The organism is Ectothiorhodospira shaposhnikovii, from assembly GCF_016584105.1.
Lineage (GTDB): Bacteria > Pseudomonadota > Gammaproteobacteria > Ectothiorhodospirales > Ectothiorhodospiraceae > Ectothiorhodospira > Ectothiorhodospira shaposhnikovii.
Window position 1 is genome coordinate 62,603 of record NZ_NRSM01000005.1, and the last position, 26,749, is coordinate 89,351.

The window sequence follows — 26,749 nt, forward strand, 5'->3', positions numbered from 1 at the left end:
TAACGGGACGGCAAGATGACGACGCGCAGGATCGAGATCACCGTGGGCATCTTCGTGGCTCTGGGCCTGGCGGCCCTGTTCATGCTCGCCATCCAGGTGAGCAACCTGGGTGAGTACCGGGGCGGTGACGGCTATGAAGTGCATGCCTATTTCAACAACATCGGCGGCCTGAAGGTCAGGGCCCCGGTGACCATGGCCGGTGTGCGGGTCGGGCGGGTGAGCGCCATCACCTATGACGCCGAACGTTATCAGGCCCGGGTCAGCTTCACCATCTCCGCGCGCTATGACCAACTGCCCACGGATACCCAGGCCAGCATTTACACCGCGGGTCTTCTGGGGGAGCAGTACATCGCCCTGGAGCCCGGCGGCGAGGATGAGGTGCTGCGGGATGGCGACGCGATCCTGTTCACCCAGTCGGCCCTGGTGCTGGAGGAACTGATCGGCCGGGTGCTGGTCAACCTTACCGGAAACTGATGCGGAGTCCCCTTGTGATGAATGCCATTGTCCGTCTGACCTTCACGGCCTGCCTGGTGCTTGCCCTCAGTCTGGTGCCGGTGGTGGCCGCCACCCAGGATCCGGTGAAACTGGTGGAGCAGACCTCAACTCAGGTCCTGAACATGCTGCGGGAAGATCCGGAGCGGACCCGTAATGATCCGGACTTTATCTACGGCCTGGTGGACGACATCATCCTGCCGGTGGTGGATGTTCAGGGCATGTCCAGGCTGATTCTGGCCCGCCACTGGCGTACCGCCACCCCCGTGCAGCGGGAGCGGTTCACAAACGCCTTCCAGAGCATGCTCATGCGTACCTACGCCCTGCAGATGGCCGAGCACATGGACAAGGATATCCGGGTGCTGCCCCATCGCAGCCGTCAGGATGAGCGCATGGCTTCGGTGGCCACCGAGATCGTGATGGGGCAGGGGCGCTCGAACATTCCCGTCATCTACAGCCTGCGTCCCGTGGATGGAGAATGGAAAGTCTTCGACCTGACGGTGGAAGGCTTGAGTTTTGTCACCAATTTTCGTACCAACTTCGGCGCCGAAGTGGATCGTCATGGCCTGGAATCCCTGATCGAGCGCCTTGAGGCCGGGGATGAATCCCTGATTGAGGACGCCGTCCAGGCCGGGGCAGGGCAGGAACAGTGAGCGAGACACGGCTTGAACGGACACCTTCCGGAATCAGGGTCACGGGTGAGCTGACCCTGGTTACGGTACCCGGCCTGTGGAAGGCGTCACAGTCCCTGTTCGAGTCCGCTCCCGGCGATTGTCGGGTGGATCTGTCGGGAGTGACCCGCAGCGACAGCGCCGGCGTGGCCCTGCTGGTGGCATGGATGAAGTGCCGTGGTGGCCCCGGCGGGGGCATGATGTTTTCCGGGATGCCCGAACGGATGAAGGCCCTGGTCGCCGTCAGCGACCTGGATGGGGTGTTGCGATGTGATGTCTGACTGCGGGGACTCCCCCCCGGGGCGCCTTTTCCGCTATCATCCCTCACCCTATGGATAAACTGATCATCAGCGGTGGCCGCCCGCTGGAGGGCGATGTTCGCATCTCCGGCGCCAAGAATGCGGTCCTTCCCATACTGGCGGCCACGTTGCTCGCCGATGGCCCCATGACTGTTGCCAACGTCCCGCACCTGCAGGACGTGACCACCACCATGGAGCTGCTCGGACGCATGGGGGTTTCCCTCACGGTGGACGAGCGCATGCGCATCGAGGTGGATCCCACCACCCTCAACCAGTGCGTGGCGCCCTATGAGCTGGTGCGTACCATGCGCGCCTCCATCCTGGTGCTCGGCCCCCTGCTGGCCCGTTACGGGGAGGCCGAGGTGTCCCTGCCCGGCGGCTGTGCCATTGGTTCCCGTCCGGTCAATATTCACCTTGAGGGCCTGGCCGCCATGGGCGCGGACATCCAGGTGGAAGGGGGATACATCCGTGCCCGCGCCAACCGCCTCAAGGGGGCGCGCCTGGTGCTGGACACGGTGACCGTGACCGGCACCGAGAACCTGCTGATGGCCGCGACCCTGGCCGAAGGCGTTACCATCATCGAGAATGCCGCCCGGGAACCGGAAGTGGTGGATCTGGCCAACTGCCTCAAGGCCATGGGGGCCAGGGTCTCGGGAGCCGGGACCGACACCATCACCGTGGAGGGCGTGCCGAATCTGAGCGGCTGTGAGTACACCGTGCTGGCCGACCGCATCGAGACCGGTACCTTCCTGGTGGCGGGTGCCATGACCGGTGGCCGGGTGCGTACCCGCGATACCGCCCCCAAGACCCTTGATGCCGTGCTGGTCAAGCTGGAAGAGGCCGGTGCCCACATCAATGTGGGAGAGGACTGGATCGAACTGGACATGCGGGGGCGCCGACCCCGGGCGGTGAGTCTGCGCACGGCCCCTTATCCCGCCTTCCCCACCGACATGCAGGCCCAGTTCGTGGCCCTGAATGCCGTGGCGGAGGGGACTTCCACCATCACGGAAACCGTATTCGAGAACCGCTTCATGCATGCCCTGGAAATGCAGCGCATGGGTGCCGATATCCGTATCGAGGGCAACACTGCCATCATTCGCGGTGTGCCAAGGCTCAAGGCGGCGCCGGTGATGGCCACTGACCTGCGCGCTTCGGCCAGCCTGATCCTGGCCGGCCTGGTGAGCGAGGGTGAGACGCTGGTGGATCGCATCTATCATATTGATCGTGGCTATGAATGCATCGAGGAGAAGCTTTCCCAGCTCGGTGCCGTCATTCGCCGTGTGCCCGGATAACCCCCATGCCTGAACAGACACTGACCATCGCACTGTCCAAGGGGCGGATCTACCGGGATACCCTGCCGTTGCTGGCGGAGGCCGGGATCGAGCCGAAGGATGATCCGGAAACCAGTCGCAAGCTGATCCTGGATACCAACCGTGACGATGTAAAGCTGGTGGTGATCCGTGCCACCGATGTGCCCACCTATGTGCAGTACGGAGCCGCCGATGTGGGGGTTTCCGGAAAGGACGTGCTGATGGAGCACGGCGGGGACGGGCTGTACGAACCCCTGGATCTGAACATAGCCCGTTGCCGCCTGATGGTGGCGGGTCATCCGGAGGTTGCGGCGCGGGGTGTTCGCCTGCGGGTCGCTACCAAGTTCGTCAACATCACCCGTCGTTACTATGCCGAGCAGGGCAAGCAGGTGGAAATCATCAAGCTTTATGGTTCCATGGAGCTGGCCCCGCTGGTGGGTCTGGCCGACTGCATCGTGGATCTGGTGGACACCGGCAATACCCTTAAGGCCAATGGCCTGGTCCCCCTGGAGCACATCGCCGACATCAGCTCCCGTCTGGTGGTGAACAAGGCCGCCATGAAGATGAAGTCTGCCCGCGTCAAGCGTCTGGTCAAGGATCTTGAGGCCGCGGTGGCCCGGCGGGCCTAGGCCGCCTGGCATCGCCTTCGCGCTCAGGCCCGCTCCCGCGGTGGGCATGTCTTTGTGAGCCGGCCTGCCGCAAATGATGGCCGGCTCCCGCAGTGACTTGTGATTGCCCCGACCGTTTCCCGAGAGGATCGTGAACTTCGATGCCATACCAGACCGATGATCTGAGAATCCTGGGTATCCAGGAAGTGTCTTCCCCGGAACAGCTCCACCAGGAGTACCCCGTCAGCGATGATGCCGCCCGGACCGTCTATGAAACCCGTCGCGCCGTTCACCGGATACTCAAGGGCGAGGATGATCGTCTGCTGGTGATCGCCGGCCCCTGTTCCATCCATGACGTGGAGGCGGCCAGGGACTACGCAGCCCGCCTGAAAGGGCTGCGGGATGAACTGGCGGCCGACCTGGAAGTGGTGATGCGGGTCTATTTCGAAAAGCCCCGGACCATCGTCGGCTGGAAAGGGCTCATCAACGACCCGGGTCTGGACAACAGTTTTGAGATCAACAAGGGCTTGCGTCTGGCCCGTAGCCTTTTGCTGGACCTGGCCCGGCAGGGCGTACCGGCCGCCACCGAATATCTCGACCTGATCAGCCCTCAGTACGTGGCGGACCTGGTGGCCTGGGGTGCCATCGGCGCCCGTACCACCGAAAGCCAGGTACATCGCGAGCTGGCCTCCGGGCTGTCCTGCCCGGTGGGCTTCAAGAACAGCACCGACGGCAGCCTGCAGGTGGCTGTCGATGCCATCCGTTCCAGCTCGAAACCCCATCATTTCCTGTCCGTGACCAAGGCGGGGCGCTCGGCCATCTTCTCCACGGCGGGCAACGAGGACTGCCACATCATCCTGCGGGGCGGCAAGACACCCAATTACGACCCCAAGAGCCTGGACGAGGCCGCCGAGGCCCTGCAGGATGCCGGTCTGCCGCCCCAGCTCATGATCGACTGCAGCCATGCCAACAGTCGCAAGGACCCTGCCCGTCAGGTGGAGGTCACCCGTTCCGTGGCGGCACAGGTCCATGGCGGCGATCGTCGCATCATCGGCGTGATGCTGGAAAGTCATCTGGTGGCGGGCCGTCAGGACCTGGTGGCGGGCAAGCCTCCCGTCTATGGGCAGAGCATCACCGATGCCTGCATGAGCTGGGATGACACCGCCCCCCTGTTGCGGGAGCTGGCCGCCGCGGTCAGGGCCCGTCGCGGCCGTTGAAGGCCCCGGTCGCCATTCTTCTGTCTGCCTCCGCCCTTCTCCCCCAAGGGGAGAAGGGCACGCTACACTAGTCAATCCATTCCGTTTCGAGGCGCCCCCATGCCGCAGATCAATCGCCTGGACTCCCGGCAAGCCGATTTCCGCGCACGACTGGATCAGTTGCTGGCCTGGGAGAGCGTGTCCGACGAAGCCGTGTTCAACACCGTGCGCGACATCCTGGCCGATGTGCGACATCGGGGTGATGCGGCCGTGCTGGAATACACGGCCCGGTTCGATCGCCTGGAAAAGACCGCCGTGGCCGAGCTGGAGATCCCCCGGGACCGGCTCGATCAGGCCCTGACCCGCATCGTCCCGGAGCACCGGCAGGCCCTGGAACGGGCCGCGGAGCGAGTGCGCCGCTATGCCGAGCACCAGAAACTGTCCGACTGGCAATACACCGAGCCCGACGGCACCGTGCTGGGTCAGCAGGTGAGTCCCCTGGATCGGGTCGGACTCTATGTGCCCGGCGGCAAGGCGGCCTATCCCTCCTCGGTGATCATGAATGCGATCCCGGCCAAGGTGGCCGGGGTACCCGAGGTGATCATGGTGGTACCCACACCGGACGGCCAGGTGAACGACCTGGTGCTGGCGGCGGCGGCCGTGGCCGGGGTGGACCGGGTATTTGCCATCGGCGGGGCCCAGGCGGTGGCCGCACTGGCCTACGGCACCGGGACCATCCCGCAGGTGGACAAGATCGTGGGTCCCGGCAACATCTATGTGGCCACCGCCAAGCGCATGGTTTTCGGTACCGTGGGGATCGACATGGTGGCGGGGCCGTCCGAGATCCTGGTGGTCTGTGACGGCCGGACCGACCCCGACTGGATCGCCGCCGACCTGTTTTCCCAGGCTGAGCATGACGAGGATGCCCAGGCCATCCTGGTCAGTCCCGACGAAGACTTCCTGGAATCGGTGTCGACCGCCATGGATGCCCTGCTCGAACGCATGCCCCGGGCCGGGATCATTCGCACGTCCCTGGCCGCCCGGGGCGCCCTGATCCGGGTGCGGGATCTGGACGAGGCCGTGGACGTGGCCAATCACGTGGCACCGGAGCATCTGGAGTTGTCCGTGGCCGAGCCCGAGGCCATGGCCAGGCGTATTCGCCATGCCGGGGCCATCTTCCTGGGGCGCCACACGGCCGAGGCCGTGGGCGACTACTGTGCCGGTCCCAATCACGTATTGCCCACTTCCCGCACGGCGCGCTTTTCCTCGCCCCTGGGGGTCTATGACTTCCAGAAACGTTCCAGCCTGATTCATTGCTCCGCCGCCGGGGCTTCCGATCTGGGCCGGACCGCCTCCGTGCTGGCCCGGGGAGAGGGTCTGGTCGCCCATGCCTGTTCGGCGGAGTACCGCATCGACCCCGGGGTCGGTGATCGCTGAGCCTGTTTCCATTGCCTGTGTCCACGATACGATGCCCAAAGACGCCCATGCCGTGAAGGCACCTTGCCCGGAACACCTGATCCGGGCCGAGATCCGTGAACTGTCCGCCTATCCCGTGCCTTCGGCACAGGGCCTGATCAAGCTGGATGCCATGGAAAATCCCTATGAGTGGCCGCAGGATATGCGCAATGCCTGGGCTGATACCCTGAGCCGGTTGCCGGTCAACCGCTATCCGGACCCGAAGGGCACCGAGCTGGTGGCCCGCCTGCGCACGGTGATGGGGGTGCCCGACGAGGCGGCGCTGCTGCTGGGCAACGGTTCCGACGAACTGATCCAGATCCTGCTCATGGCCGTGGCCGGTCCCGGGCGGGTGGTGATGGCGCCGGAGCCCGGTTTCGTCGTGTACCGGATGGTGGCCCGCTGGCTGGGGATGGAGTTTGTCGGCATCCCCCTCAAGCCGGATTTTTCCCTGGACATGCCGGCCATGCTGGCGGCCCTGGAGCGACACCGGCCGGCCGTGGTGTTCCTCGCCTGGCCCAACAACCCCACCGGTAATCTCTGGCCACGGGCCGAGATGGAAACGCTGATCCGGGCGGCGCCCGGACTGGTGGTGGTGGACGAGGCCTATGGTCCCTTTGCCCGGGACAGCTTCCTGCCGGACGTGGGCAGCGACGGGCGCCTGCTGGTGATGCGTACCGTCTCCAAGCTGGGACTGGCCGGTCTGCGGCTGGGTTATCTGTGCGGGATGCCCGACTGGATCGGGGAACTGGACAAGGTTCGCCTGCCTTACAACATCAATGTCCTGACCCAGGCGGCGGCGGAATTTGCGCTGGCCCATCACGGGGTGCTGGATGAGCAGGCGGCCTGGATTCGTCGGGACCGGGAGACGCTGTTTCAGGCCCTGGTGGCCATGCCGGGCGTGGACCCCTTTCCCAGCGAGGCGAACTTCATCCTGTTCCGGGTTTCGTCCGGCCGGGGGCGGGAGATCTTTGAAGGGATCCGCGCCGGCGGCGTGCTGATCAAGGACCTGTCGGGGCAGGGCGGACTGCTGGCCGACTGCCTGCGGGTGACGGTGGGGACGCCGGAAGAGAATGCCCGCTTCCTGAAGGCCCTCGAGGCAGCGCTCTAGCCTCCTTGCTGGGGGGCGCCCCGGAGGGCCTCCAGGGGCCGCGGTCAGGAGGCCCTGCGAACGGCCGGCCGCTGCCCCACCTCGGCCCGGATCTGTACCGGCCGACCCTCTCGCACCCCCTGGATGGCCAGGGTTTCGCCGGGCTTGCGGCGGGCGATGAAGTTCAGGGCGTCCTGGGCGTCATTCACCCGGTCGCCGTCCAGGTGCGTGATGACATCCCCGGGACGGATCCCGGCCCGGGCTGCCGGACCGCCGGAGAGCACTCCGGCGATGAGGACGCCTCGGGCGTCCGGCAGGCCGAAGGACTGGGCCAGTTGCGGAGTGATCTCTTGGACCTCGATGCCCAGCCAGCCACGCACCACGGTGCCTTTCTCGATGATCTGGGTCATGACGTCCCGGGCCAGATCCACCGGGATGGCAAAGCCGATGCCCTGGGAGCCGCCGGAGCGGGTGAAGATGGCGGTATTGATGCCCACCAGCTCCCCATGGGCGTTCACCAGGGCGCCGCCGGAGTTGCCGGGATTGATGGCGGCATCGGTCTGGATGAAATCTTCATAGGTGTTGATGCCCAGGCGGCTGCGTCCGGTGGCGCTGACAATGCCCAGGGTCACGGTCTGGCCCACGCCGAAGGGGTTGCCGATGGCCAGGACCACATCGCCCACCCGCAGGTTGGCGGAGGCACCGACCACGATGCTGGGCAGGGCGCGACCGGCCGCATCGACCCTGAGGATGGCCAGGTCCGTTTCCGGATCGGTACCGACCACGGTGGCGGCCACGCTGCGGCCATCCGCCAGCAGGGCCTCGATCTCGTCGGCGCCCTCGATGACATGGTTGTTGGTGAGGATGAATCCCTGGGGACTGATGATGACCCCGGAGCCCAGACTGGTCTGGGTGCGTTGCTGGGGGTTGTCGAAGCGGTCACCGAAGAACTGCCGGAACAGGGGGTCATCCATGAAGGGGTGACTGCGCTGGATCACCGTCTTGCGCGTGTGGATATTGACCACGGCTGGCGCCGCCTGGCTCACGGCATCGGCATAGGATACCGGGCCCGACATGGGGCCGTGCTGGGTGCCGGGCTCGCTCTGGCGCACTTCCACCACGGGCCGTGGTTCCCGCAATAGGTCGGGAAAAAACAGAAGCATGAGGGCGGCCACGGCAAGGCCGACGCCTACCACCTGAAGCAGGAAACGACTGATCGGTGTCATGGCAATACCGTATCATGATGGTGTAGGGTCATGGCCCGCCAACATTGCAATATGGAGATAAGCTTATGGTTGCCTTGCGTGACCTGGTCAGCCATGTCGACACTTTGCTCAATGTGGGCGATTTCTCAGACTATAGCCCCAACGGGCTGCAAGTACAGGGCAGGCCGCATGTTTCCCGCCTCGTGACCGGCGTCACCGCCAGCCGGGCATTGATCGAGGCTGCCATCGAGCGGGGGGCGGATGCCCTGCTGGTTCACCATGGCTATTTCTGGAAGGGTGAGGATGCCCGGATCGTCGGCATGAAGCGGGATCGCCTGCGTCTGCTGCTGGAACATGATATCAGTCTTCTGGCCTATCATCTTCCTCTGGATGCCCACCCGGAGTTGGGAAACAATGCCCAGTTGGCCCGGTTGCTGGATTTCCGGGTGCAGGAGTCCCTGCGGCGGGATGGCGTGGGCTGCATCGGTGTGCCGGACGCGCCCCTGTCCGCGGAAGCGCTCAAGGAGCGTCTGTCACGTCGGCTGGGGCGTGAGGCGCTCTGGATTCCCGGTGGGCCGGATGTGATCCTTCGCCTGGGCTGGTGCACCGGAGGTGCCCAGGACATGATCGAGAAGGCTGCGGAGCTGGGTCTGGATGCCTACATCAGCGGTGAGATTTCGGAGCGGACCGTGCATGTGGCCCGTGAAGCGGGCATTCACTACTTTGCCGCGGGGCATCATGCCACCGAGCGTTACGGACCCAAGGCGCTGGGGGAGTGTCTGGCGAAAACATTAGCGCTTTCTCATGAATTCGTGGATATAGAAAACCCTATCTGAATCAGTTGTTTGTTGGATGTGGGGGGTGTTTCCTCTTGACGTTGTGGGCATCTTCGGGAATCCTACTGCGTTTTGAGTGCCCCGACGGGTCAAGGGGTCTTTTTTCGGCGAGCGGACATTCGGCGCTCGGCCGATTCCGGGTGCCCAACGACCAGCGGTTTTTTTGGAACTCAATTGGAGATCTTTTTGATGGCTAACGAAGGCGTGAACCAGAGTCGACGGCGATTCCTGGTCGCGGCCACCAGCGTGGTCGGCGGTGCAGGTGTCGTCGCGGTGGCCTATCCCTACCTGGCATCCTGGGCGCCCAGTGCCCGTGCCCAGGCGGCGGGTGCACCGGTTGAAGTGGATGTTTCCCAGGTGGAGCCGGGACAGCTCATTCGTGTGGAGTGGCGCGGCAAGCCCATCTGGATTACCCACAGAACCCCGCAGATGCTTGATCTGCTGCCCGAGAACCGTCCCCGTCTGTCGGACCCGGATTCCACGGTTGTCTCCCAGCAGCCGGTCTACTGCCAGAACGAAACCCGATCCATCAAGCCGGAATATTCCATTCTGATCGGTATCTGCACCCACTTGGGCTGCTCTCCCAGCTATCGCCCGGAACTGGCTCCTCCGGATCTGGGCAGCGAATGGCGCGGCGGCTATTTCTGTGTGTGCCACGGCTCACGCTTTGATCTGGCCGGCCGGGTATGGCGCAACGTGCCCGCCCCGACCAACCTGGTGGTGCCGCCCCACAAGTACCTGTCGGAGACCCTCGTCCTGATCGGCGAGGATGACGGAGGAGTTGCCGCATGAGAGCCCTAGTAGACTGGATCGATGCCAGATACCCGCTCACCAAGACCTGGAATGAGCATCTGGCCGAGTACTACGCCCCCAAGAATTTCAATTTCTGGTATTACTTCGGATCCCTGGCCGTCCTGGTCCTGGTGATTCAGCTCGTCTCCGGCATCTTCCTGACCATGTTCTACAAGCCGGACGCCCAGCTGGCGTTCGCCTCCGTCGAGTACATCATGCGCGACGTGGAGTGGGGCTGGTTCATCCGCTACATGCACACCACGGGGGCTTCGGCCTTCTTCATTGTGGTCTATCTGCACATGTTCAGGGCCCTGTTGTACGGCTCCTACAAGCGACCCCGTGAACTGATCTGGATCATCGGCGTGGCCATCTACCTGGTGCTCATGGCGGAAGCCTTCGCCGGCTACATGCTGCCCTGGGGTCAGATGTCCTACTGGGGTGCCCAGGTAATTGTGAACCTGTTCAACACCATTCCGGTGGTGGGCGGCGATCTGGTGACCTGGATCCGGGGTGACTTCCTGATCTCCGATGCTACCCTCAATCGCTTCTTTGCCCTGCACGTGGTGGCCCTGCCGCTGGTGCTGGTGATGCTGGTGTTCGTGCACATCGTGGCCCTGCACGCAGTGGGTTCCAACAACCCCGACGGCGTGGAAATCAAGAAGTTCACCGGCAGCAACGGCCATCCCGCTGACGGCATTCCCTTCCACCCCTACTACACCGTCAAGGACCTGTTCGGCTTCGGCGTGTTCCTGATCCTGTTCTTCGCGGTGGTGTTCTTCGCCCCCGAGGCCGGCGGCTACTTCATCGAAAAGGCCAACTTCCAGATGGCCAACCCGATGGTGACACCGGATCAGATCCACCCGGTTTGGTATTTCGGCACCTTCTACACCGTCCTGCGTGCCGTGCCCGATCCTTTCCTGGGCGTGCTGCTCATGTTCGGTGCAGTGCTGATCCTGTTCTTCCTGCCCTGGATCGACCGCAACCCGATCAAGTCCTGGCGCTATCGCGGCACCATCCACAAGTTCAACATCGTGTTTTTCGGTCTGACCTTCGTGGTGCTGGGTTATCTGGGCCTTAAGCCGGTGGAGCCCTTCTATGCCGAACTGGGTCTGCGCCTGACGGCCGTCTACCTGCTGTTCTTCTTCGTGCTCTGGTTCCATAGCAAGCCCCGGTCTTCCCTGTTCAGCTGGCTGTCATTCCTGGTGCTGGTGGGTGGTTACACCTACTGGGACTACCTGCGCCTTGAGGCCGGTGTAGACCAGACCCTGCTGGTGGCCATGTGGTTCATTCCCACCGTGTACCTGGTGATCTGCCTGCTGCTGCCCCTGTACACCCAGCTCAATGAGGAAAAGCCGGTTCCGGCGAGGGTGACTTCGTGATGAAAAAGATAATTACGCTAGTATTCATGATGGCCTGCGCAGCGCCCGCCGTGGCGCTGGCTGCCGGACCTGCCAAGCCTCTGGATCGGGCCAATATCGACATGACCGATACGGCCTCCCTGCAGCGTGGCGCGGAATATTTCTTCCAGTACTGCATCGGCTGTCATTCGATCCAGTACAAGCGCTACAACCGCATGGGCAATGATCTGGGCCTGAGTGAAGACCAGTTGCGGGAGCGTTTCATCCATACCCGCGACGCAGCCGGCGACCAGACAGGGGTCGGCGAACTGATCAAGATCGCCATGAAGCCCGATGACGCGGAATCCTGGTTTGGTCAGCCCGCTCCCGATCTGAGCCTGACGGCGCGTCTGCGGGGCCCGGACTGGATCTATACCGTGCTGCGCAGCTTCTATCTGGATGACAGCCGTCCCATGGGCGTGAACAATGCCATCTTCGAGGCCATGAGCATGCCCCATGTTCTGTGGGAACTGCAGGGCTGGCAGGCCAATGTGGGCGAAGAGGGTCACATCAAGCTGGAGAAGGTTGCCGAAGGCAAGCTGACCACCGAGGAGTACAACGAAGTGGTCCGTGACATCACCAACTTCCTGACTTATGCGGCGGATCCGGTGAAGGTGGAGCGTCACGAACTGGGCAAGTGGGTGCTGCTGTTCCTGGCCTTCTTCACCTTCGTGGCCTATCTGCTGAAGAAGGAATACTGGAGAGACGTGCACTGATCGTCCTTCCAGCGAAGGGGCAGGGATGCCCCTTTTTTTCCAGCCGGCCGCTGGATCCTGTCGGCCGACCGACCGGAGAGCTTCCATGGCGTTAATCGCCAATCGTAGATCCGTCATGACGCTCTTTTCAGCACCCACCTGCCCAAGATGTCATTCGGTCAGGATCGTGCTGGCTGAGAAGGACATCACGGTGGACATCCACCAGGTTGAAGCAGGCGACAAGTCCGAGGACCTTTCCGACCTGAATCCCTATAACTCCGTCCCCACGCTGGTGGATCGGGAGTTGGTGCTGTACGGCACTCAGGTCATCCATGAGTATCTGGACGAGCGTTTTCCCCATCCTCCCCTGATGCCGGTGGATCCGGTATCCCGTGCCACGGCGCGACTTGCCCTGTACCGGGTGGAAATGGACTGGTATCGTGGCCTGGAGGGCATTGATGCCGCACAGGACAAGCAGGCCGCCAAGGCCCGCAAGATTCTCCAGGAAAGTCTGGTGGCATCCAGCGAAATTTTTGCCATCAAGCCCTATTTTCTCAGTGACGAGTTCAGTCTTGTGGATGCGGCCATTGCCCCCGTCATGTGGCGTCTGCCCTGTTACGGGATTTCCCTGGAAAAAATGCCTGCGTCCATCCGGGATTACGCCCGTCGCATGTTCGCGCGTGATGCCTTCCGGCAGAGCCTGACCGAAGCCGAGAAGGACATGCACTGATCCCGGCCCGGAAATGTGTTCCGAGTTTCCGTTCAGCAATCGAGCCCTGCCATGACTTCCAGTCGACCTTACCTGATTCGTGCCATTTATGAATGGATCGTGGATAACGACATGACCCCCCACCTTCTGGTGGATGCCGCCGCTGAAGTCATGGTGCCCCGTGACTATGTGGAAAACGGGCGTATCGTGCTCAACGTGGCCCCTCTGGCGGTGAGCGGATTGCTGATCAGCAACGAAGCCGTGACCTTCAATGCCCGTTTTGGCGGCCGTCCCATGAATGTGATGATCCCCATCGACCGGGTGCTGGCCATCTATACGCGAGAGAACGGTCAGGGCATGATGTTCGCCGAATCTGAGGATGGTGATGAGCCGCCGCCTTCCGGCGGGGATGATGGCCCCGGTGACAAGGGAGAGGGTGGACACCGTAAGGGGCCCAGTCTGCGGGTGGTCAAGTAGGTCTCTGTTCGTCAGTCTTGTCCGGGGGAGGGAGCCCCTTGCCCGGATTGAGGATCCCGTCGGGATCAAAGCACTGCCTGACGGCATGCATCATTGACAGGGCTTCTTCCCCCAGTTCCCTGGCCACGAAGGGTCGCTTCACCAGCCCGATGCCGTGTTCTCCGGAGATGCTGCCCCGCAGGCCCAGCACCAGGTCGAACACCCCGTCCAGACAGGCATCCGCCGCCTTCATCTGCGCCGCGTCGTCCGGATCCACCAGCAGATTGACATGGATGTTGCCGTTGCCGGCGTGACCGAAACTGACGATGGTGATGCCATGGTCTGTGCCCAGGTGTTCCAGCCCGTTGATGAGGGCGGGAATCTTCGACACCGGTACCACCACGTCTTCGTTGATCTTCTTGGGTGCGATGGTGCGCAGGGCCGGTGACAGGGCCTTGCGGGTGGCCCACAGCGCCTTGACCTCGGCCTCGGTGCGGGCCAGTTCCACCGCAAGGCATCCCGTGCCCCGGGCTGCCGCCGCAACCCTTTCCGCCGCGGCATCCAGTCCCGCCGCCAGGCCGTCCACCTCGATCATCAGCAGTCCGCCGGCCCTTTCGGGCAGCTCCGCCTCTGAATAGTGGCGGATCATCTCGATGGCGCGCCCGTCCATGAATTCCAGGGCACAGGGCACCACCGGTTGCGCCATGATGCGTGAGACGGCCCGGGCGGCGGCATCCATGGATTCATAGACCGCCTGCAGGGTGCGTTTGGCTTCCGGCAGCGGGGTGAGTTTGAGGATGGCCTCGGTGATGACGCCCAAGGTGCCCTCGGAGCCGATCAGCAGACGGGTGAGGTCGTAGCCGACCACGCCCTTGGTGGTGTAAACGCCGGTACGCAGCAGTTGTCCGCGGCCGGTGACGACAGTCAGCCCCAGAGTGTTGTCCCGGGGGGTGCCGTACTTGACCGCACGGGGACCGGCGGAGTTGTAGGCGAGGTTGCCGCCGATGGTGCAATAGGCGGCGCTGGTGGGGTCCGGGGGCCAGAAGAATCCGTGGTGACCCGCCGCTTCCTGCAGGGCCTGATTGGTGACGCCGGGCTGGACCACCGCGAGGCGATTGTCCGGGTCCAGTTCCAGGATACGGCTCATGCGTTCCAGGCTCAGTACCACGCCGCCCTGGTCCGGGACGGTGGCGCCGGTGGTGCCGGTGCCGCGCCCGCGGGCGATCAGGGGCACCCCGTGTTCCCGGCAGCAGCGCACCACGGCCTGAATCTGTTCGGTGAGGGTGGCGAAGACCACGGCCTGGGGTGGGGCATGCAGACGGGAGTTGTCGCCACCGTAGGGCCAGCGGTCGGCGGCTTGGGTGAGCAGGCCATCCGCGCCCACCGCCGCTTCCAGCGACCTGAGCAGGGCGGTGGGCAGTGGTGATTGTGTGTTCGATCCGCGCGGCAGTGTCATGGCCGGAGAGGTCCCTAGCGGATGCCCAGCAACTGCCGGTCGATGAGATCGCACAGGACATGGATCACCACCAGATGAACCTCCTGAATACGGGCGGTGCGGTCCGCCGGGGCGCGAATCTCGATGTCCCGATCCGACAGCAGGCCCGCCAGGGCACCGCCGTCACGGCCGGTGAAGGCCACCACCCGCAGATCCCGTTCCCGCGCCGCCTTGATGGCCTCAAGCACATTGGGGGAATGGCCGGAGGTGGTGATGGCCACCAGGATGTCTCCGCCCTGTCCCAGGACCCGGACCTGCCGTGCGAAGACCTGATCATAGGCATAGTCATTGGCGATGGAGGTGAGGGTGGAGGTGTCGGTGGTGAGGGCCACCGCTGGCAGGCCGGGGCGTTCGTGTTCGAACCGGTTGACCAGTTCCGAGGCGAAATGCTGGGCGTCGGCCGCGGAACCGCCGTTGCCGCAGATCAGCAGCTTGTGTCCGCCGAGGAAGGCTTCCAGGATGCACTGGGCCGCCTGTTCGATGGTGTCGGACAGGGCCAGAGCGGCACATTGCTGGGTTTCTACGGTTTCGGCAAAGGTCCGGCGAATGATGTCTTGCAGGCTCATGCAGGCAGGCTACTCAGGGGCTGGCCTCAAAGGCGTTGGGAATCCAGTTCAGACGGTTATCGGGTTCGATGGCCACCACGTCCAGCCGGGCCGGACGATTGCAGCCATGAATCTGAAGATAAAAGGCCGCCGCCGCCAGGATGCGGCGCTGTTTGCGCCCGTTGACGCTGGCGGCGGCGCCACCGAAGCGGGCGGAGCGGCGCTGGCGCACTTCGACAAAGACCAGGGTGCCCCGATCATCCATCACCAGATCGATTTCCCCGGTCTTGCAGCGGAACTGGGCGGTGACAAAGCGCAGCCCCTGGCTTTCCAGAAAGGCGCGGGCTCGGGCTTCCGCTGCGTCACCCTGAGCCTTGCGGTTCATCGGCTCAGGTCCGCCACGGGCCGGTCGGACTGCCCGATCAGCCGTGGTTGGCCACTGATGAAGCGGGCCCAGTTCATGTCCCGGGTAATGTGCCCGGTGGCATCCATGCGCAATCCGCCGGTCACGCCCTGGTAGCGTTCATTGGGGCGATCCGCGAGCCGCTCCAGCAAGGGAAAGATCTGGAGGGCATCAAAGCCCAGGGCCACCAGACGAGGGAGCTGGAGGGTGTTTCCGGAGAGCTGGGTGTCCAGGCGTGCGCGCAATTCCGGGCGGGGATTGGCGCCTTCCAGCAGCCAGGGGATATCGGCGAAGACCAGGCCGTCCAGATCCTGGTCGTGACGGGGATCGGGGCGTCCGGAATACACGTGGGAGGTGGTCAGTACCGGGATCTGTCCGGCGCGATGGAAGCGCAGCTGGGGCCAGAGAAGTCTGGCCTGGCGGGGGCTCCCCGACAGGAAGATCAGGTCCACATCTTCCCGCGGTACGGGCACCGCATCCCGCCCGGTACGACCGCTGCGATCGCGGATGTCGAGGGCTGCGATGATGGAGGCGCCGTAGTCCGATGCCTCCGGCGCAAAGAACTGGGTGCTGATCACCTGGCCGCCCAGGGTTTCGAAGCGGTCGCGGAAGGCGCGTTGCAGGCGCTCACCCAGGTCGGTGCGAGGCATCAGGATGACGGCGCGCTGACGTCCGTCCAGGATGGCCCGCTCGGCTGCCTGGATGGCCTCCGCCTCGGGGTTGAGGCCGAACTGGTAGAGGCTGCCGGGATAGCTGGGCCTGGGCTCGGCATGGTTGAGTGCCAGTACCGGTATGGGCAGGGATTCGCGCTGGGCAAACAGGGTCACGGCCTGACGGTCCAGGGGGCCGATGACACCGCGGGCGCCATCGGCGATGGCCTGCTGATAATGGGTCCAGGCGGATTCCGCCTGCTCACCGGTATCGTGGATGCGCAGCTCCGGCCGGTTGTCGGCAGGAGTGTCGTAATAGGCGGCGAGGATGCCTTCAAGAATGGCCTGGGCCGCAGTGGAAAAGCGTCCGGTCAGCGGCAGCATCACTGCCACATGTTCCGGGAAGTGTCCGTAGGCCGCCCATTGTTCCCGTAGCCGGTCGAGGAAGCGGGGGGCCGCCGGGTGGCCGTCAAACTGCCTTTGCCACGCCTCCAGGCTTGTCTCCAGGGCCGCCAGTCGCGGCGGGGTATCGTGGGCCAGTTCCGCCAGGCTCAGCCAGCCGCGGGCCTCGGAACGGGTGGCACGTGCCGCCAGGTCCGGCAATTGACGGGCGGGGATTTGTTGCAGCATGGCCCATAGGGCTTCCTGGCTGACCAGGCGGTCTTCGGGGTTCTGATACAGGGCCCCCTGCCGGATGCGGGTTTCCAGGGCTTCGTGCCAGCGTCCCATGTCGGCGAGGGCGCTGGCACGGGTTTCCAGGATGCGTGCCGCTAGGCCGATGGGAAGGTGGTCCAGGGAGGGGGGCAGGTGGCCCATCGCGGTCTGCGGGTCTCCCTCCATCCAGGTGATGCGGGCATTGAGTTCGGCACGCCGGGCCTTGCCGACCGTGTCCAGGTGCCGGTCTTCCATCTGGCCCAGGACCCGGGAGGCCTCGCCAAGGGTGTCCGGCTCAACCGGAGGACGCAGCAACAGGTCGACCGCATTGAGCTGGGCGCGCGCCCTGTCCGCTCCCCGCAGCCGCTCGGCCGCCACCAGGTATTCAGAGGCTGCCGCCCGGTGTGCACCCTCCTGTTCCAGCTGGGCGGCCCGGGCCAGGGTGTCCGTGGGCGGGTCCGCGGGTCGGGGCATGCCGGCGCAGGCCGACAGGAACAGGGCAATCAGCAGGGACAGGACGATATGTCGCATGGCGCACACGGGGTCATGGGTTCTCCCGCCCGGCGGGGCGGGTTAGACTGGCGAACCGTTTTGTGGGGTTTCCAGTATCTTGGCCGGGGTGCGGTGTGTCAATTGAGGCGGGTATTTTATATGTGGTGGCGACACCGATCGGTAATCTTTCCGATATGTCCCGCCGTGCGTTGCAGGTGCTGGGGGAGGTGGATCTGATCGCGGCTGAGGATACCCGTCATACGGGCAGGTTGCTGACCCATTTCGGCCTGGCCACGCCACGCGTCAGTCTGCATGAGCACAACGAGGAGCAGCAGGTGCCGGCGCTGGTGTCCCGACTGGCCGGGGGTGAGTCCATTGCCCTGGTCAGTGATGCCGGTACACCACTGATCAGTGATCCCGGCTTTCGCCTGGTGGCCGCAGCCCGCGAGGCCGGGATTCGTGTCTCACCCATCCCCGGCTCCTGCGCCCTGATCGCTGCCCTCTCCGCCAGCGGCCTGCCTTCGGACCGGTTCCTTTTTGAAGGTTTTCTGCCCGCCAGGGGGCAGGGACGGCGAAAGCGTCTTCAGGCCCTGCGGGAAACCCCCTGTACCCTGATCTTCTATGAATCCAGTCACCGTATCGGCGACTCCCTCGCGGATATGGCCGAGGTGTTTGGGGGGGATCGTCGGGCGGTGGTGGCGCGGGAGCTGACCAAGACCTTCGAGCAGCTGCAGGGGGATACCCTGGCGGGGCTGGTGCAATGGTTGGTGGAAGATGCCAATCACGGGCGCGGCGAGTTCGTGGTGCTGGTGTCCGGTGCGCCACGGCAGGAGGCGGGTGAACTGACGATGGAGGCGGAGCGGGTGTTGCGTTTGTTGCTGGGAGAGTTGCCGTTGAAGGCGGCGGCGCGGCTGGCGGCGGAGATTACCGGTGTCTCCAGAAACGCCCTCTATCAACGGGGGCTTGAACTGCGTTGAGAAAACACCGGCTTGGGCCGCGCCGGGGTGGGCTGAACAGGCCTCCTTGTGTGACTCCCGCGAAGGCGGGGGAGCAGACTTTTTCAGTCTTTTGACTGGATTCCCGCCTTCGCGGGAATGACGTCGGTTATGTGCGGGATAATGCCTCGTCTGTGCGGGGATGGCGTCTTCGGAGCTCGCTGAACGGTTTCGCCCGTCTTGTGCTTGGGTGCTGAACTTACATACAATGACGACGGAGCCGGCCAGACAGTCGCTGCGGTTTCAACGGCCGTGGAGGAAAGTCCGGGCTCCACAGGGCAGGGCGCCAGGTAACGCCTGGGCGGCGCAAGCCGACGGAAAGTGCCACAGAAATGATACCGCCGATGGCCTTCGGGCACAGGTAAGGGTGAAATGGTGCGGTAAGAGCGCACCGCGCGGGTGGCAACACGCCGCGGCAGGGTAAACCCCGTCCGGAGCAAGGCCAAATAGGGGTGCATTGGTGCGGCCCGCACTGCACCCGGGTAGGCTGCTTGAGGCGCATGGTGACATGCGTCCCAGATGAATGACTGTCCCCGACAGAACCCGGCTTATCGGCCGGCTCCAACCTGCTTTGTGTCCTTTCCCGCCGGTTCGCGGGCGCCTTTACGAGAGAACTCCCCATACCCCCATCGAATCGCTCAGGCTTGCTTGAGCGAATTGTCGCCTTTTTTTTGCAACCCACTGATTCGTCAGGGAACCCTGTTTTGCAGGGTTCGCGGCGGATGTGTTGCTGCAAGCAGGTTTTGTAAGTATTTGTGACACAAGCATAAATCTTGGTTGATGGAGGGGCATTTCCCTTGACACTCCGCTCAGCCGCTACCTATAGTGTAAAAAAGTGGATTTATGTGGGGGCGGGTGGAGCTGCCCGATATCCTGATGCCTTTCGGGGATGAAAGGTGGGGGCTCCTCCTGAGTCCGGCGGGACAGGCAATGTGATCGGCAGGCAATGCCCGGGGCGGCCGTGTTCAGAGGCATTACCAACTTGAATCTGGACTCCAAGGGACGCATGGCGATGCCCTCCCGGTATCGTGATCGCCTGATGGAAAGTGCCCAGGGTCATCTCGTCATCACCGTGCACCTGGACAGATGCCTGCTGCTCTACCCTTTGCCGGACTGGGAGATTCTGGAGCAGCAGGTGATGTCCCGGCCCAACATCAACCGTCAGGTTCGGGATCTGCAGCGCCTGCTGGTGGGGCATGCCTGCGACTGTGAGATGGATGGCAATGGCCGGATTCTTCTGCCTGCGCCACTGCGTGAATTTGCAAATTTGAGAAAACAGGCGGTACTGGTGGGGCAGGGCAACAAGTTCGAACTGTGGGATGAGGACGCGTGGAACCTCTGCCGTGAAGACTGGTTCAGTCAGGATTCGAAGGAGAATGACCTGAGTGGAATTCTGGAGTCCCTGACACTGTGAGCCATGAAGATCGGAAGGTTTTACACCATCGCCCCGTGCTGTTGGATGAGTCTCTGGAAGCACTGCGTCTGCGTCCCGAGGGTATCTATGTGGACGGTACCTTCGGCAGGGGTGGGCACAGCGGGGCCATCCTCGGGTGCCTGGGCGCGGCGGGACGTCTGATCGCCCTGGATCAGGATCCCGAGGCACAGGCCGAAGCCTGTCGCCGTTTTTCGGGGGATGAGCGTTTCGAGTTTGTCCGAACCTCGTTCACGCGGTTGCTGGAGGTGCTTGAGGCGCGGGATCTGGTCGGGCGGGTGGACGGGGTGCTGCTGGACCTGGGGGTGTCGTCGCCGCAGCTGGACAGTCCCGACAGGGGGTTCAGCTTCATGCGGGATGGTCCCCTGGATATGCGTATGGATCCGATGCAGGGTGAATCAGCGGCTCAGTGGCTTGCACGGGCGGATGAGAGTGAAATTGCAGCTGTCCTGAAATCCCTTGGCGAGGAGCGTCACGCCAGGCGCATTGCGCGGCATCTTGTGACGCAACGGGCAGAGACGCCCATCCTGAGAACCGGCCAGCTTGCGGCCCTGATCGCTGAGGCCATACCCCGTCATGAACGGCACAAGCACCCGGCTACGCGCAGTTTTCAGGCCATCCGTCTGCATGTGAATCGGGAACTGGAATCTCTGGATGAATGTCTGGCGCAGATCCCGACGGCCCTGGCGCCAGGCGGGCGATTGGCGGTCATCAGTTTCCATTCCCTGGAGGATCGGGCCGTGAAGCGTTTCATCCGGCGTCAGTCCGAGGGGGTGCCGGTGCCGAGAGGGTTGCCGATCACCGAGCCGCCTCCGGGGCGGACCCTGCTCCGGATCGGCAAGGCCTGCCGCCCGGGTCTGGCGGAGGTCGAATCGAACCCGCGCGCGCGCAGTGCCGTGTTGCGGGTGGCAGAACGATTGCCATGAGCTGGCGCCTGATATTGCCAGGCCTGTTGTTCATGGGTGTGGTGGTCAGCGCACTGGCGGTGGTGAGCAGCAAGCATCAGAGCAGAATGTTGTTCATGGAGCTGCAGGTAGAGCTGAGATTGCGTGATGAACTGAATATCGAGTGGGGCCAATTGCAGTTGGAGCAAAGCACATGGGCGACGCACGGGCGGATTGAAGAGGAGGCTGCTCAGCGCCTCAACATGCGCCTGCCCGATACCCGTTCCACCATTATTCTGCTGGAGTGATTGATGTCGGTTCCAATGACAACGGTTCCTCGCTGGCGGCTTGGCGTGGTGCTGGGGGCTTTCGTCCTCGCCTTCGTCGCGGTGCTGGCGCGTGCCGTGGATCTGCAGGTGCTGCAGCAGGATTTTTTGCAGGGACAAGGGGATGCGCGCCACCTCCGGGTGGTTTCCCTGCCGGCCCATCGGGGCATGATCCTCGACCGCCACGGTGAACCCATGGCGGTCAGTACCCCCGTGGACAGCGTCTGGGCCAATCCGCGGGAAACCCTGCAGTACCCGGATCACCAGCTGCTGGATCTTGCCCGCCTGCTGGACATGAATCCCCGTGAACTGCACCAGAGACTGCTGGAGCGCGCGGAGCGTGAATTCGTCTACCTGCGTCGTCATGTCACCCCGGATGTGGGGCGACAGGTGATGGCCATGGGTATTCCCGGAGTCGCCCTGCAGCGGGAGTATCGGCGGTACTATCCCATGGGGGAGGTATCGGCCCATGTGCTGGGCTTTACCAACATTGATGATCGTGGACAGGAAGGCCTGGAACTGGCCTATAACACCTGGCTGACCGGGGAGCCGGGTGCCAAGCGGGTGGTACGTGATCGTCTCGGGCGCGTGATCAGGGATGTTGAAAACATCCGGCCTGCCCGTCCCGGACAGGATCTGGTCCTGACCATCGACCAGCGTCTGCAATATCTGGCGTATCGGGAACTCAAGGCCGCCGTGCAGGCCCATGGGGCACTGGCGGGGTCCGCCGTGATCATGGATGCCCGTAATGGCGATATCCTGGCGATGGTCAACCAGCCATCCTACAACCCGAATAACCGTGGCACCTTGCGGGGCGAGAGCGCACGCAACCGGGCCGTGACGGACCTGATCGAGCCGGGATCCACCATCAAGCCCTTTACCGTGGCCGCAGCTCTGGAATCCGGACAGTTCCAGAAGGAATCCCTGTTGCAGACCAGCCCGGGACGCATGAGGGTCGGACGCCACACCGTGACGGATATCCGTAACTACGGCCTGATAGATCTCACCACCCTGATCAGCAAGTCATCCAACGTGGGGGCGAGCCAGCTGGCTCTGGCCATCGAGCCCCAGCAGCTTTGGGAGACCTTTTACCGGGCGGGTTTCGGTCGTGGCACGGGCAGTGGCTTTCCTGGTGAGGCCGGTGGCAACCTGCGGGATTTCTTCCACTGGCGCGATGTGGAGCGGGCCACCATGGGGTTTGGCTATGGATTGTCGGTGACGCCGCTCCAGTTGGCCCAGGCCTATGCCGCCATTGCCAATGAAGGGATCATGTACACCCCCCGTCTGGTGGTTTCGGACGCGCCCCGCGAAGCTTACCGGGTGATGAGCGCCGATGCCGCTCGGGATCTGGTGCACATGCTGGAAGTGGCCGTCTCCAGGGAGGGCACCGGCATCCGCGCCGCGGTGGAGGGGTATCGGGTGGCCGGGAAGACCGGTACGGCACGCAAGCTGGTGGATGGCGGGTACGCCAGGGGCCGATATCTCTCGCTGTTTGCGGGGATGGCGCCGGCCAGTGATCCCCGTCTGGTCATGGTGGTGATCATCGATGAACCCGGCGGTGACCAGTACTATGGCGGCCAGGTGGCCGCTCCGATCTTCAGTGGCGTGATGCGCGGTGCCCTGAGGCTCATGGATATCCCCCCCGATAATCTCCCCGGATTGAGGTCCGCGTCGCGCGCTCCCCAGGAGGCGCCGACATGAGGCATCCCGACCTTCTGCATGGGCGGTGCCTGCTGTCAGAGCTGCTGGCCGGGCTGGCGCCGGTGCCGGCCGGTGATGACCGGGCGGTGGGGGGGCTGTGTCTGGACAGTCGGCGGGCAATGCCCGGCGATATCTTTCTGGCCGTGGCCGGATGTCATCACCATGGCCTGACCCATGCGGTGGAGGCGATACGGCGTGGTGTCGTGGCGGTACTCTGGGAACCCATCCCGCTGGCGGGGGATCCCCATCCCCGGGGAGACGTGCCCTATCTGTCGGTCCCGCGGCTGCGTGAGCGCATGGGTGAAATCGCGGCTCGTTTCCATGCCCATCCTTCCCGTAATATGCGCGTGGTGGGTGTCACGGGTACCGACGGCAAGACTTCCGTTTCCCAGTGCCTGGCCCGTGCCCTGGACAGCGACAGCCGTCCCTGCGGCGTGATAGGCACCCTGGGTAGCGGCCGTTACGGGGAACTGGCCGAACCGGGTCTGACCACGCCGGACCCCCTTGCACTCCAGGCCATGCTGGCCGCCATGAATCAGCAATCCATCCGTCAGGTGGTCATGGAGGTGTCATCCCATGCCCTGGATCAGTCCAGGGTGGCCGGGGTGGATTTTGACCTGGCCATCCTTACCAATCTGGGGCGGGATCATCTGGATTATCACGGTACGGTGGCTGCGTACGGGGAGGCCAAGGCGCGGCTTTTTGCGTGGCCGGGCCTGAAGACGGCGGTGCTGAATCTGGACGATCCCTTCGGCGTCATGCTGGCCGGGCGGGTGGAGTCCCATGTCGGCGTGCTGGGCTATGGGCTGCGGGTGGCTCCCGATGGTCGTGAGCAGGTGCTGGCAACCAACCTGGAATTCCATGCCGATGGCGTCAGGGCCCGCGTGTTGACCCCATGGGGGCACGGTGAGTTGGAAAGCCCCTGGCTCGGCCGCTTCAACCTTCAGAATCTGCTGGCGGTTCTGGCCGCATTGCTGACGATGGACGTCACCCTCACCGATGCCCTGGAGCGGTTGCGGCATGGCCCGTCCGTACCCGGTCGCATGGAGCGTTTCCGTGGACCCCGTGGGCCACTGGTGGTGGTGGATTATGCCCATACCCACGAGGCGTTGGCCCAGGTGCTGCAGGCCCTTCGGGTGCATTGTGGCGGGCGTCTCTGGTGCGTGTTCGGTTGTGGCGGCGACAGGGATCCGGGCAAGCGCCCTTTGATGGCGGCCATGGCACAACGCTACGCGGATCAGGTGGTGGTGACCAGTGACAATCCCCGTCACGAAGCGCCCCAGGCCATCATCGACGGGATTTGTGCGGGATTCACCGATGCTCCCGGGGTGCATGTGGAAATCGATCGGGAGACCGCCATACGTCATGCCTTCAGCCGGGCGGCGCGGGAGGATGTGGTGCTGGTGGCCGGCAAGGGACATGAGACCTGGCAGATCTTCGGCGATGAATACCTGCCCTTCAGTGATCGGGATCTGGTCCTGCGACTGACGGAGGGCGAGACATGATGCAGTTGCCCATGAGTCAGGTGGCGCTCCTGTCCGGTGGCCGGTTGCAAGGCCCTGACGTGGTCGTGCGCGGGGTGTCCACGGATAGCCGCAGTGTCACCGCGGGACAGCTGTTCGTGGCCCTCAAGGGACCACGTTACGACGCCCATGATTTTATCGATGGCCGGCTTCCGGCTTCCGGTCTGCTGGTCAATCACGATCTGGAACCGGTGGATGCCCGGCCCCGGGTGCTGGTGGGGGACACCCGTCAGGCTCTGGCGGATCTGGCCGCCGGTTGGCGATGCCGCTGTAAAGCCAGGGTCGTGGCGTTGACGGGTAGCAACGGCAAAACCACGGTCAAGGAGATGCTGGCGGCGATCCTTGGCCATTGCGGCGAGACCTGGGCGACCCGCGGCAATCTGAACAATGAGATCGGTGTTCCCCTGACGTTGCTGAGCCTGTCCGAGGGGCATGATTTCGGTGTCATCGAGATGGGGGCGAATCACGCGGGCGAGATCGCCTTGCTGACGCGCATCACCCGGCCTGATGTGGCCTTGATCACCAATGCCGGACCGGCCCATCTGGAAGGTTTCGGCAGTATCGAGGGGGTTGCCCATGCCAAGGGCGAGATCTTCCAGGGGCTGGGGGATGAGGGCGTGGCGGTGATCAACGCCGACGATCCCTATACCGATCTGTGGCGGGCCATGAACCCGGAACGGCGTGTCGTGCTGTTTGGACTGTCGGCCCGGGCCGGGGTCCGTGGAGAATTGCGTGGCGAGGATCTGCTGATCCATCTGCCGGATCGGCAGATTCAGGTGTCACTGGCCCTGGCCGGTCGCCATAACCGGCTCAATGCCCTGGCGGCCGCTGCCGCGGCTCATGCCCTGGGGGCGGATGCTGCGGCCATTGGTGAGGGGTTGGCGTCGATGCAACCGGTACCGGGGCGTCTGGTGTCCCGACGGGGGCCATCGGGCAGCCGCCTCATCGACGACAGCTATAATGCGAACCCTGCTTCGTCCCGGGCAGCCCTCCAGGTGCTGGTGGAGCAGTCCGGGCATCGTATTTTCGTGCTCGGCGACATGGGCGAGTTGGGAGAGGACGCCTCCGGCATGCACCGTGAAATTGGTGCCTTGGCCCGGGAAATGGGGGTGGAACAACTGCTGGCGGTGGGGCCGCTGAGCCGACATGCGGTACTTGCCTTCGGTGAGGGCGCCGAACATTTCGAGGATCAGTCCGGACTTCTGGCGGCGTTGGTGGATTACCTGGGGCCCGGTGTGGTGGTTCTGGTCAAGGGTTCCCGGGGGCAACGCATGGATCGGGTGATCTCGGCGCTGGCAAGCGAACAAGGGCAGCAACAAGAACGATCGGGAGACAGTGGGCATGCTGCTCATTCTGTTTGATTATCTGAGCCAGTACTATACGGCCTTCAATGTGTTCCAGTACCTGACCCTGCGCGCCATCATGGGCGTGCTCACGGCACTGCTGATCGCCTTCATGGTGGGGCCGGCCATGATCCGGCGGCTTGCCCGGTACAAGATCGGTCAGCAGGTGCGCAGTGATGGTCCCCAGACCCACTTCAGCAAGGCGGGGACCCCCACCATGGGCGGTGCCCTGATCCTGGTGGCGGTGGCCGTCAGCACCCTGCTGTGGAGTGATCTGAGCAACCGCTTTGTCTGGGTGGTGCTGCTGGTCACCCTGTTATTCGGTCTTATCGGCGGAGTGGACGATTACTTGAAGCTGCGTTACGGCAACAGCCGTGGCCTGTCGGCGCGCAGCAAGTTTTTCTGGCAGAGCGTGGTGGCCTTCCTGACCGCCGTGTTCCTGTTCTATACCGCCCAGACGCCCATCGAAACCACCCTGATCGTGCCCGTCTTCAAGGATGTGGCCGTTGATCTGGGGCTTTGGTTCATACCGTTGACCTGGCTGGTGATCGTGGGTTCGAGCAACGCGGTGAACCTCACCGATGGTCTGGATGGCCTGGCCATCATGCCCTGCGTACTGGTGGCCGGGGCCCTGGGTGTGTTTGCCTATGTTTCCGGGCACGCCATCTTCGCCAATTATCTGGGGATTCCCTATGTGCCTGGGGTGGGGGATCTGACGGTGTTTGCCGCCGCGCTGGTGGGCGCGGGCATGGGGTTTCTGTGGTTCAACGCCTATCCTGCCCAGGTGTTCATGGGTGATGTGGGCGCGTTGGCCCTGGGGGCCGCCCTGGGCCTGCTGGCGGTGACCACCCGTCAGGAAATCGTGCTGGTGATCATGGGAGGGGTGTTCGTGATCGAAACCCTGTCTGTGATCCTGCAGGTGGCTTCCTACAAGCTGACCGGGCGGCGCATCTTCCGCATGGCGCCACTGCATCATCATTTTGAACTCAAGGGCTGGCCCGAACCGCGGGTGATCGTGCGTTTCTGGATCATCACCGTGGTGTTGGTACTGATCGGTCTGGCAACCCTGAAGATCCGTTGAGGACGGCGAGTGAC

At 63.9% G+C, this 26,749-nt stretch carries 27 protein-coding genes and 1 other RNA gene; 23 read left to right on the forward strand and 5 right to left on the reverse strand.

Going from position 1 to position 26,749, the window contains the following annotated elements:
- Positions 1–15: 15 nt before the first annotated feature.
- The 8 genes from mlaD (at position 16) to hisC (ending at position 7,142) form a co-directional block, all read left to right on the forward strand.
- A complete protein-coding gene (mlaD, locus tag CKO35_RS04235) occupies positions 16–474 on the forward strand; it encodes an outer membrane lipid asymmetry maintenance protein MlaD (RefSeq protein WP_200172980.1) in 459 nt (152 codons plus the stop codon).
- Between the two features lie 17 nt (positions 475–491).
- Positions 492–1,145: an MlaC/ttg2D family ABC transporter substrate-binding protein gene (locus tag CKO35_RS04240; protein ID WP_242467012.1), complete on the forward strand. Its 654-nt coding sequence runs from the start codon at positions 492–494 to the stop codon at positions 1,143–1,145.
- Complete coding sequence (locus CKO35_RS04245; protein WP_200172985.1) at positions 1,142–1,444, forward strand: STAS domain-containing protein; 303 nt, start codon at positions 1,142–1,144, stop codon at positions 1,442–1,444. Before CKO35_RS04240 ends, CKO35_RS04245 begins: the two co-directional genes overlap by 4 nt.
- Before the next feature lie 50 nt (positions 1,445–1,494).
- On the forward strand, positions 1,495–2,754 hold the full coding sequence (gene murA, locus CKO35_RS04250; RefSeq protein WP_200172987.1) for a UDP-N-acetylglucosamine 1-carboxyvinyltransferase: 1,260 nt from the start codon (positions 1,495–1,497) through the stop codon (positions 2,752–2,754).
- A 5-nt stretch (positions 2,755–2,759) separates the two neighbouring features.
- Entirely contained in the window at positions 2,760–3,401 is a 642-nt protein-coding gene (gene hisG / locus CKO35_RS04255) for an ATP phosphoribosyltransferase (RefSeq protein ID WP_200172989.1), read from the forward strand.
- A 140-nt stretch (positions 3,402–3,541) separates the two neighbouring features.
- Positions 3,542–4,597 (forward strand): 3-deoxy-7-phosphoheptulonate synthase, encoded by a 1,056-nt coding sequence (locus CKO35_RS04260; RefSeq protein ID WP_200172991.1) that lies wholly within the window; start codon positions 3,542–3,544, stop codon positions 4,595–4,597.
- A 99-nt stretch (positions 4,598–4,696) separates the two neighbouring features.
- Entirely contained in the window at positions 4,697–6,013 is a 1,317-nt protein-coding gene (hisD, locus tag CKO35_RS04265) for a histidinol dehydrogenase (protein ID WP_200172993.1), read from the forward strand.
- Between the two features lie 31 nt (positions 6,014–6,044).
- Positions 6,045–7,142, forward strand: a complete 1,098-nt coding sequence (hisC, locus tag CKO35_RS04270; protein ID WP_200172995.1) for a histidinol-phosphate transaminase — start codon at positions 6,045–6,047, stop codon at positions 7,140–7,142.
- 44 nt (positions 7,143–7,186) lie between these two features.
- On the opposite strand, the gene CKO35_RS04275 is transcribed toward hisC, so the two are convergent.
- On the reverse strand, positions 7,187–8,347 hold the full coding sequence (locus CKO35_RS04275) for a Do family serine endopeptidase (protein ID WP_200172996.1): 1,161 nt from the start codon (positions 8,345–8,347) through the stop codon (positions 7,187–7,189).
- A 65-nt stretch (positions 8,348–8,412) separates the two neighbouring features.
- On the opposite strand from CKO35_RS04275, the gene CKO35_RS04280 reads away from it, so the two are divergent.
- The 6 genes from CKO35_RS04280 (at position 8,413) to CKO35_RS04305 (ending at position 13,232) form a co-directional block, all read left to right on the forward strand.
- A complete protein-coding gene (locus tag CKO35_RS04280) occupies positions 8,413–9,162 on the forward strand; it encodes a Nif3-like dinuclear metal center hexameric protein (RefSeq protein WP_200172997.1) in 750 nt (249 codons plus the stop codon).
- A 189-nt stretch (positions 9,163–9,351) separates the two neighbouring features.
- On the forward strand, positions 9,352–9,954 hold the full coding sequence (gene petA / locus CKO35_RS04285; RefSeq protein WP_200172998.1) for a ubiquinol-cytochrome c reductase iron-sulfur subunit: 603 nt from the start codon (positions 9,352–9,354) through the stop codon (positions 9,952–9,954).
- On the forward strand, positions 9,951–11,333 hold the full coding sequence (locus tag CKO35_RS04290; RefSeq protein ID WP_200172999.1) for a cytochrome b: 1,383 nt from the start codon (positions 9,951–9,953) through the stop codon (positions 11,331–11,333). Before petA ends, CKO35_RS04290 begins: the two co-directional genes overlap by 4 nt.
- Positions 11,333–12,067, forward strand: coding sequence for a cytochrome c1 (locus CKO35_RS04295; protein ID WP_200173000.1), 735 nt, complete (start codon positions 11,333–11,335; stop codon positions 12,065–12,067). The genes CKO35_RS04290 and CKO35_RS04295 overlap by 1 nt, the downstream gene beginning before the upstream one ends.
- Positions 12,068–12,152: 85 nt before the next feature.
- A complete protein-coding gene (locus CKO35_RS04300; protein ID WP_200173001.1) occupies positions 12,153–12,776 on the forward strand; it encodes a glutathione S-transferase N-terminal domain-containing protein in 624 nt (207 codons plus the stop codon).
- Positions 12,777–12,827: 51 nt separating this feature from the next.
- Positions 12,828–13,232, forward strand: a complete 405-nt coding sequence (locus tag CKO35_RS04305; protein ID WP_200173002.1) for a ClpXP protease specificity-enhancing factor — start codon at positions 12,828–12,830, stop codon at positions 13,230–13,232.
- Here the strand turns inward: CKO35_RS04305 and CKO35_RS04310 are convergent.
- Genes CKO35_RS04310 through CKO35_RS04325 form a run of 4 tightly spaced genes read right to left on the reverse strand, consistent with a single transcriptional unit; the run spans position 13,225 to position 17,489 of the window.
- A complete protein-coding gene (locus CKO35_RS04310) occupies positions 13,225–14,667 on the reverse strand; it encodes an FAD-binding oxidoreductase (RefSeq protein ID WP_200173003.1) in 1,443 nt (480 codons plus the stop codon). The two genes, CKO35_RS04305 and CKO35_RS04310, sit on opposite strands and share 8 nt — an antisense overlap.
- A 14-nt stretch (positions 14,668–14,681) precedes the next feature.
- Positions 14,682–15,272, reverse strand: a complete 591-nt coding sequence (locus CKO35_RS04315; RefSeq protein ID WP_200173004.1) for a phosphoheptose isomerase — start codon at positions 15,270–15,272, stop codon at positions 14,682–14,684.
- Between the two features lie 13 nt (positions 15,273–15,285).
- Positions 15,286–15,636, reverse strand: a complete 351-nt coding sequence (locus tag CKO35_RS04320; protein ID WP_200173005.1) for a YraN family protein — start codon at positions 15,634–15,636, stop codon at positions 15,286–15,288.
- Positions 15,633–17,489 (reverse strand): penicillin-binding protein activator, encoded by a 1,857-nt coding sequence (locus CKO35_RS04325; RefSeq protein ID WP_200173006.1) that lies wholly within the window; start codon positions 17,487–17,489, stop codon positions 15,633–15,635. Before CKO35_RS04325 ends, CKO35_RS04320 begins: the two co-directional genes overlap by 4 nt.
- 95 nt (positions 17,490–17,584) lie before the next feature.
- Here CKO35_RS04325 and rsmI point away from each other — a divergent pair, with 95 nt between their 5' ends.
- From rsmI to mraY, 9 genes are all read left to right on the forward strand, one after another.
- A complete protein-coding gene (gene rsmI / locus CKO35_RS04330) occupies positions 17,585–18,427 on the forward strand; it encodes a 16S rRNA (cytidine(1402)-2'-O)-methyltransferase (protein ID WP_200173007.1) in 843 nt (280 codons plus the stop codon).
- A gap of 234 nt (positions 18,428–18,661) precedes the next feature.
- An RNA gene (rnpB, locus tag CKO35_RS04335) (RNase P RNA component class A) lies at positions 18,662–19,012 on the forward strand.
- 394 nt (positions 19,013–19,406) lie between these two features.
- Complete coding sequence (mraZ, locus tag CKO35_RS04340; RefSeq protein WP_200173008.1) at positions 19,407–19,859, forward strand: division/cell wall cluster transcriptional repressor MraZ; 453 nt, start codon at positions 19,407–19,409, stop codon at positions 19,857–19,859.
- On the forward strand, positions 19,856–20,803 hold the full coding sequence (rsmH, locus tag CKO35_RS04345) for a 16S rRNA (cytosine(1402)-N(4))-methyltransferase RsmH (protein ID WP_200173009.1): 948 nt from the start codon (positions 19,856–19,858) through the stop codon (positions 20,801–20,803). Before mraZ ends, rsmH begins: the two co-directional genes overlap by 4 nt.
- Positions 20,800–21,069 carry a cell division protein FtsL gene (ftsL, locus tag CKO35_RS04350; RefSeq protein WP_200173010.1) on the forward strand — a complete coding sequence of 90 codons (270 nt, stop codon included), beginning with the start codon at positions 20,800–20,802 and terminating at the stop codon, positions 21,067–21,069. Before rsmH ends, ftsL begins: the two co-directional genes overlap by 4 nt.
- A 3-nt stretch (positions 21,070–21,072) precedes the next feature.
- Positions 21,073–22,788 carry a peptidoglycan D,D-transpeptidase FtsI family protein gene (locus CKO35_RS04355; RefSeq protein ID WP_200173011.1) on the forward strand — a complete coding sequence of 572 codons (1,716 nt, stop codon included), beginning with the start codon at positions 21,073–21,075 and terminating at the stop codon, positions 22,786–22,788.
- On the forward strand, positions 22,785–24,293 hold the full coding sequence (locus CKO35_RS04360) for a UDP-N-acetylmuramoyl-L-alanyl-D-glutamate--2,6-diaminopimelate ligase (RefSeq protein WP_200173012.1): 1,509 nt from the start codon (positions 22,785–22,787) through the stop codon (positions 24,291–24,293). Before CKO35_RS04355 ends, CKO35_RS04360 begins: the two co-directional genes overlap by 4 nt.
- Entirely contained in the window at positions 24,290–25,672 is a 1,383-nt protein-coding gene (locus tag CKO35_RS04365) for a UDP-N-acetylmuramoyl-tripeptide--D-alanyl-D-alanine ligase (protein ID WP_200173013.1), read from the forward strand. Before CKO35_RS04360 ends, CKO35_RS04365 begins: the two co-directional genes overlap by 4 nt.
- Entirely contained in the window at positions 25,653–26,735 is a 1,083-nt protein-coding gene (mraY, locus tag CKO35_RS04370; RefSeq protein ID WP_200173015.1) for a phospho-N-acetylmuramoyl-pentapeptide-transferase, read from the forward strand. Before CKO35_RS04365 ends, mraY begins: the two co-directional genes overlap by 20 nt.
- The last annotated feature ends 14 nt before the right edge of the window (positions 26,736–26,749 follow it).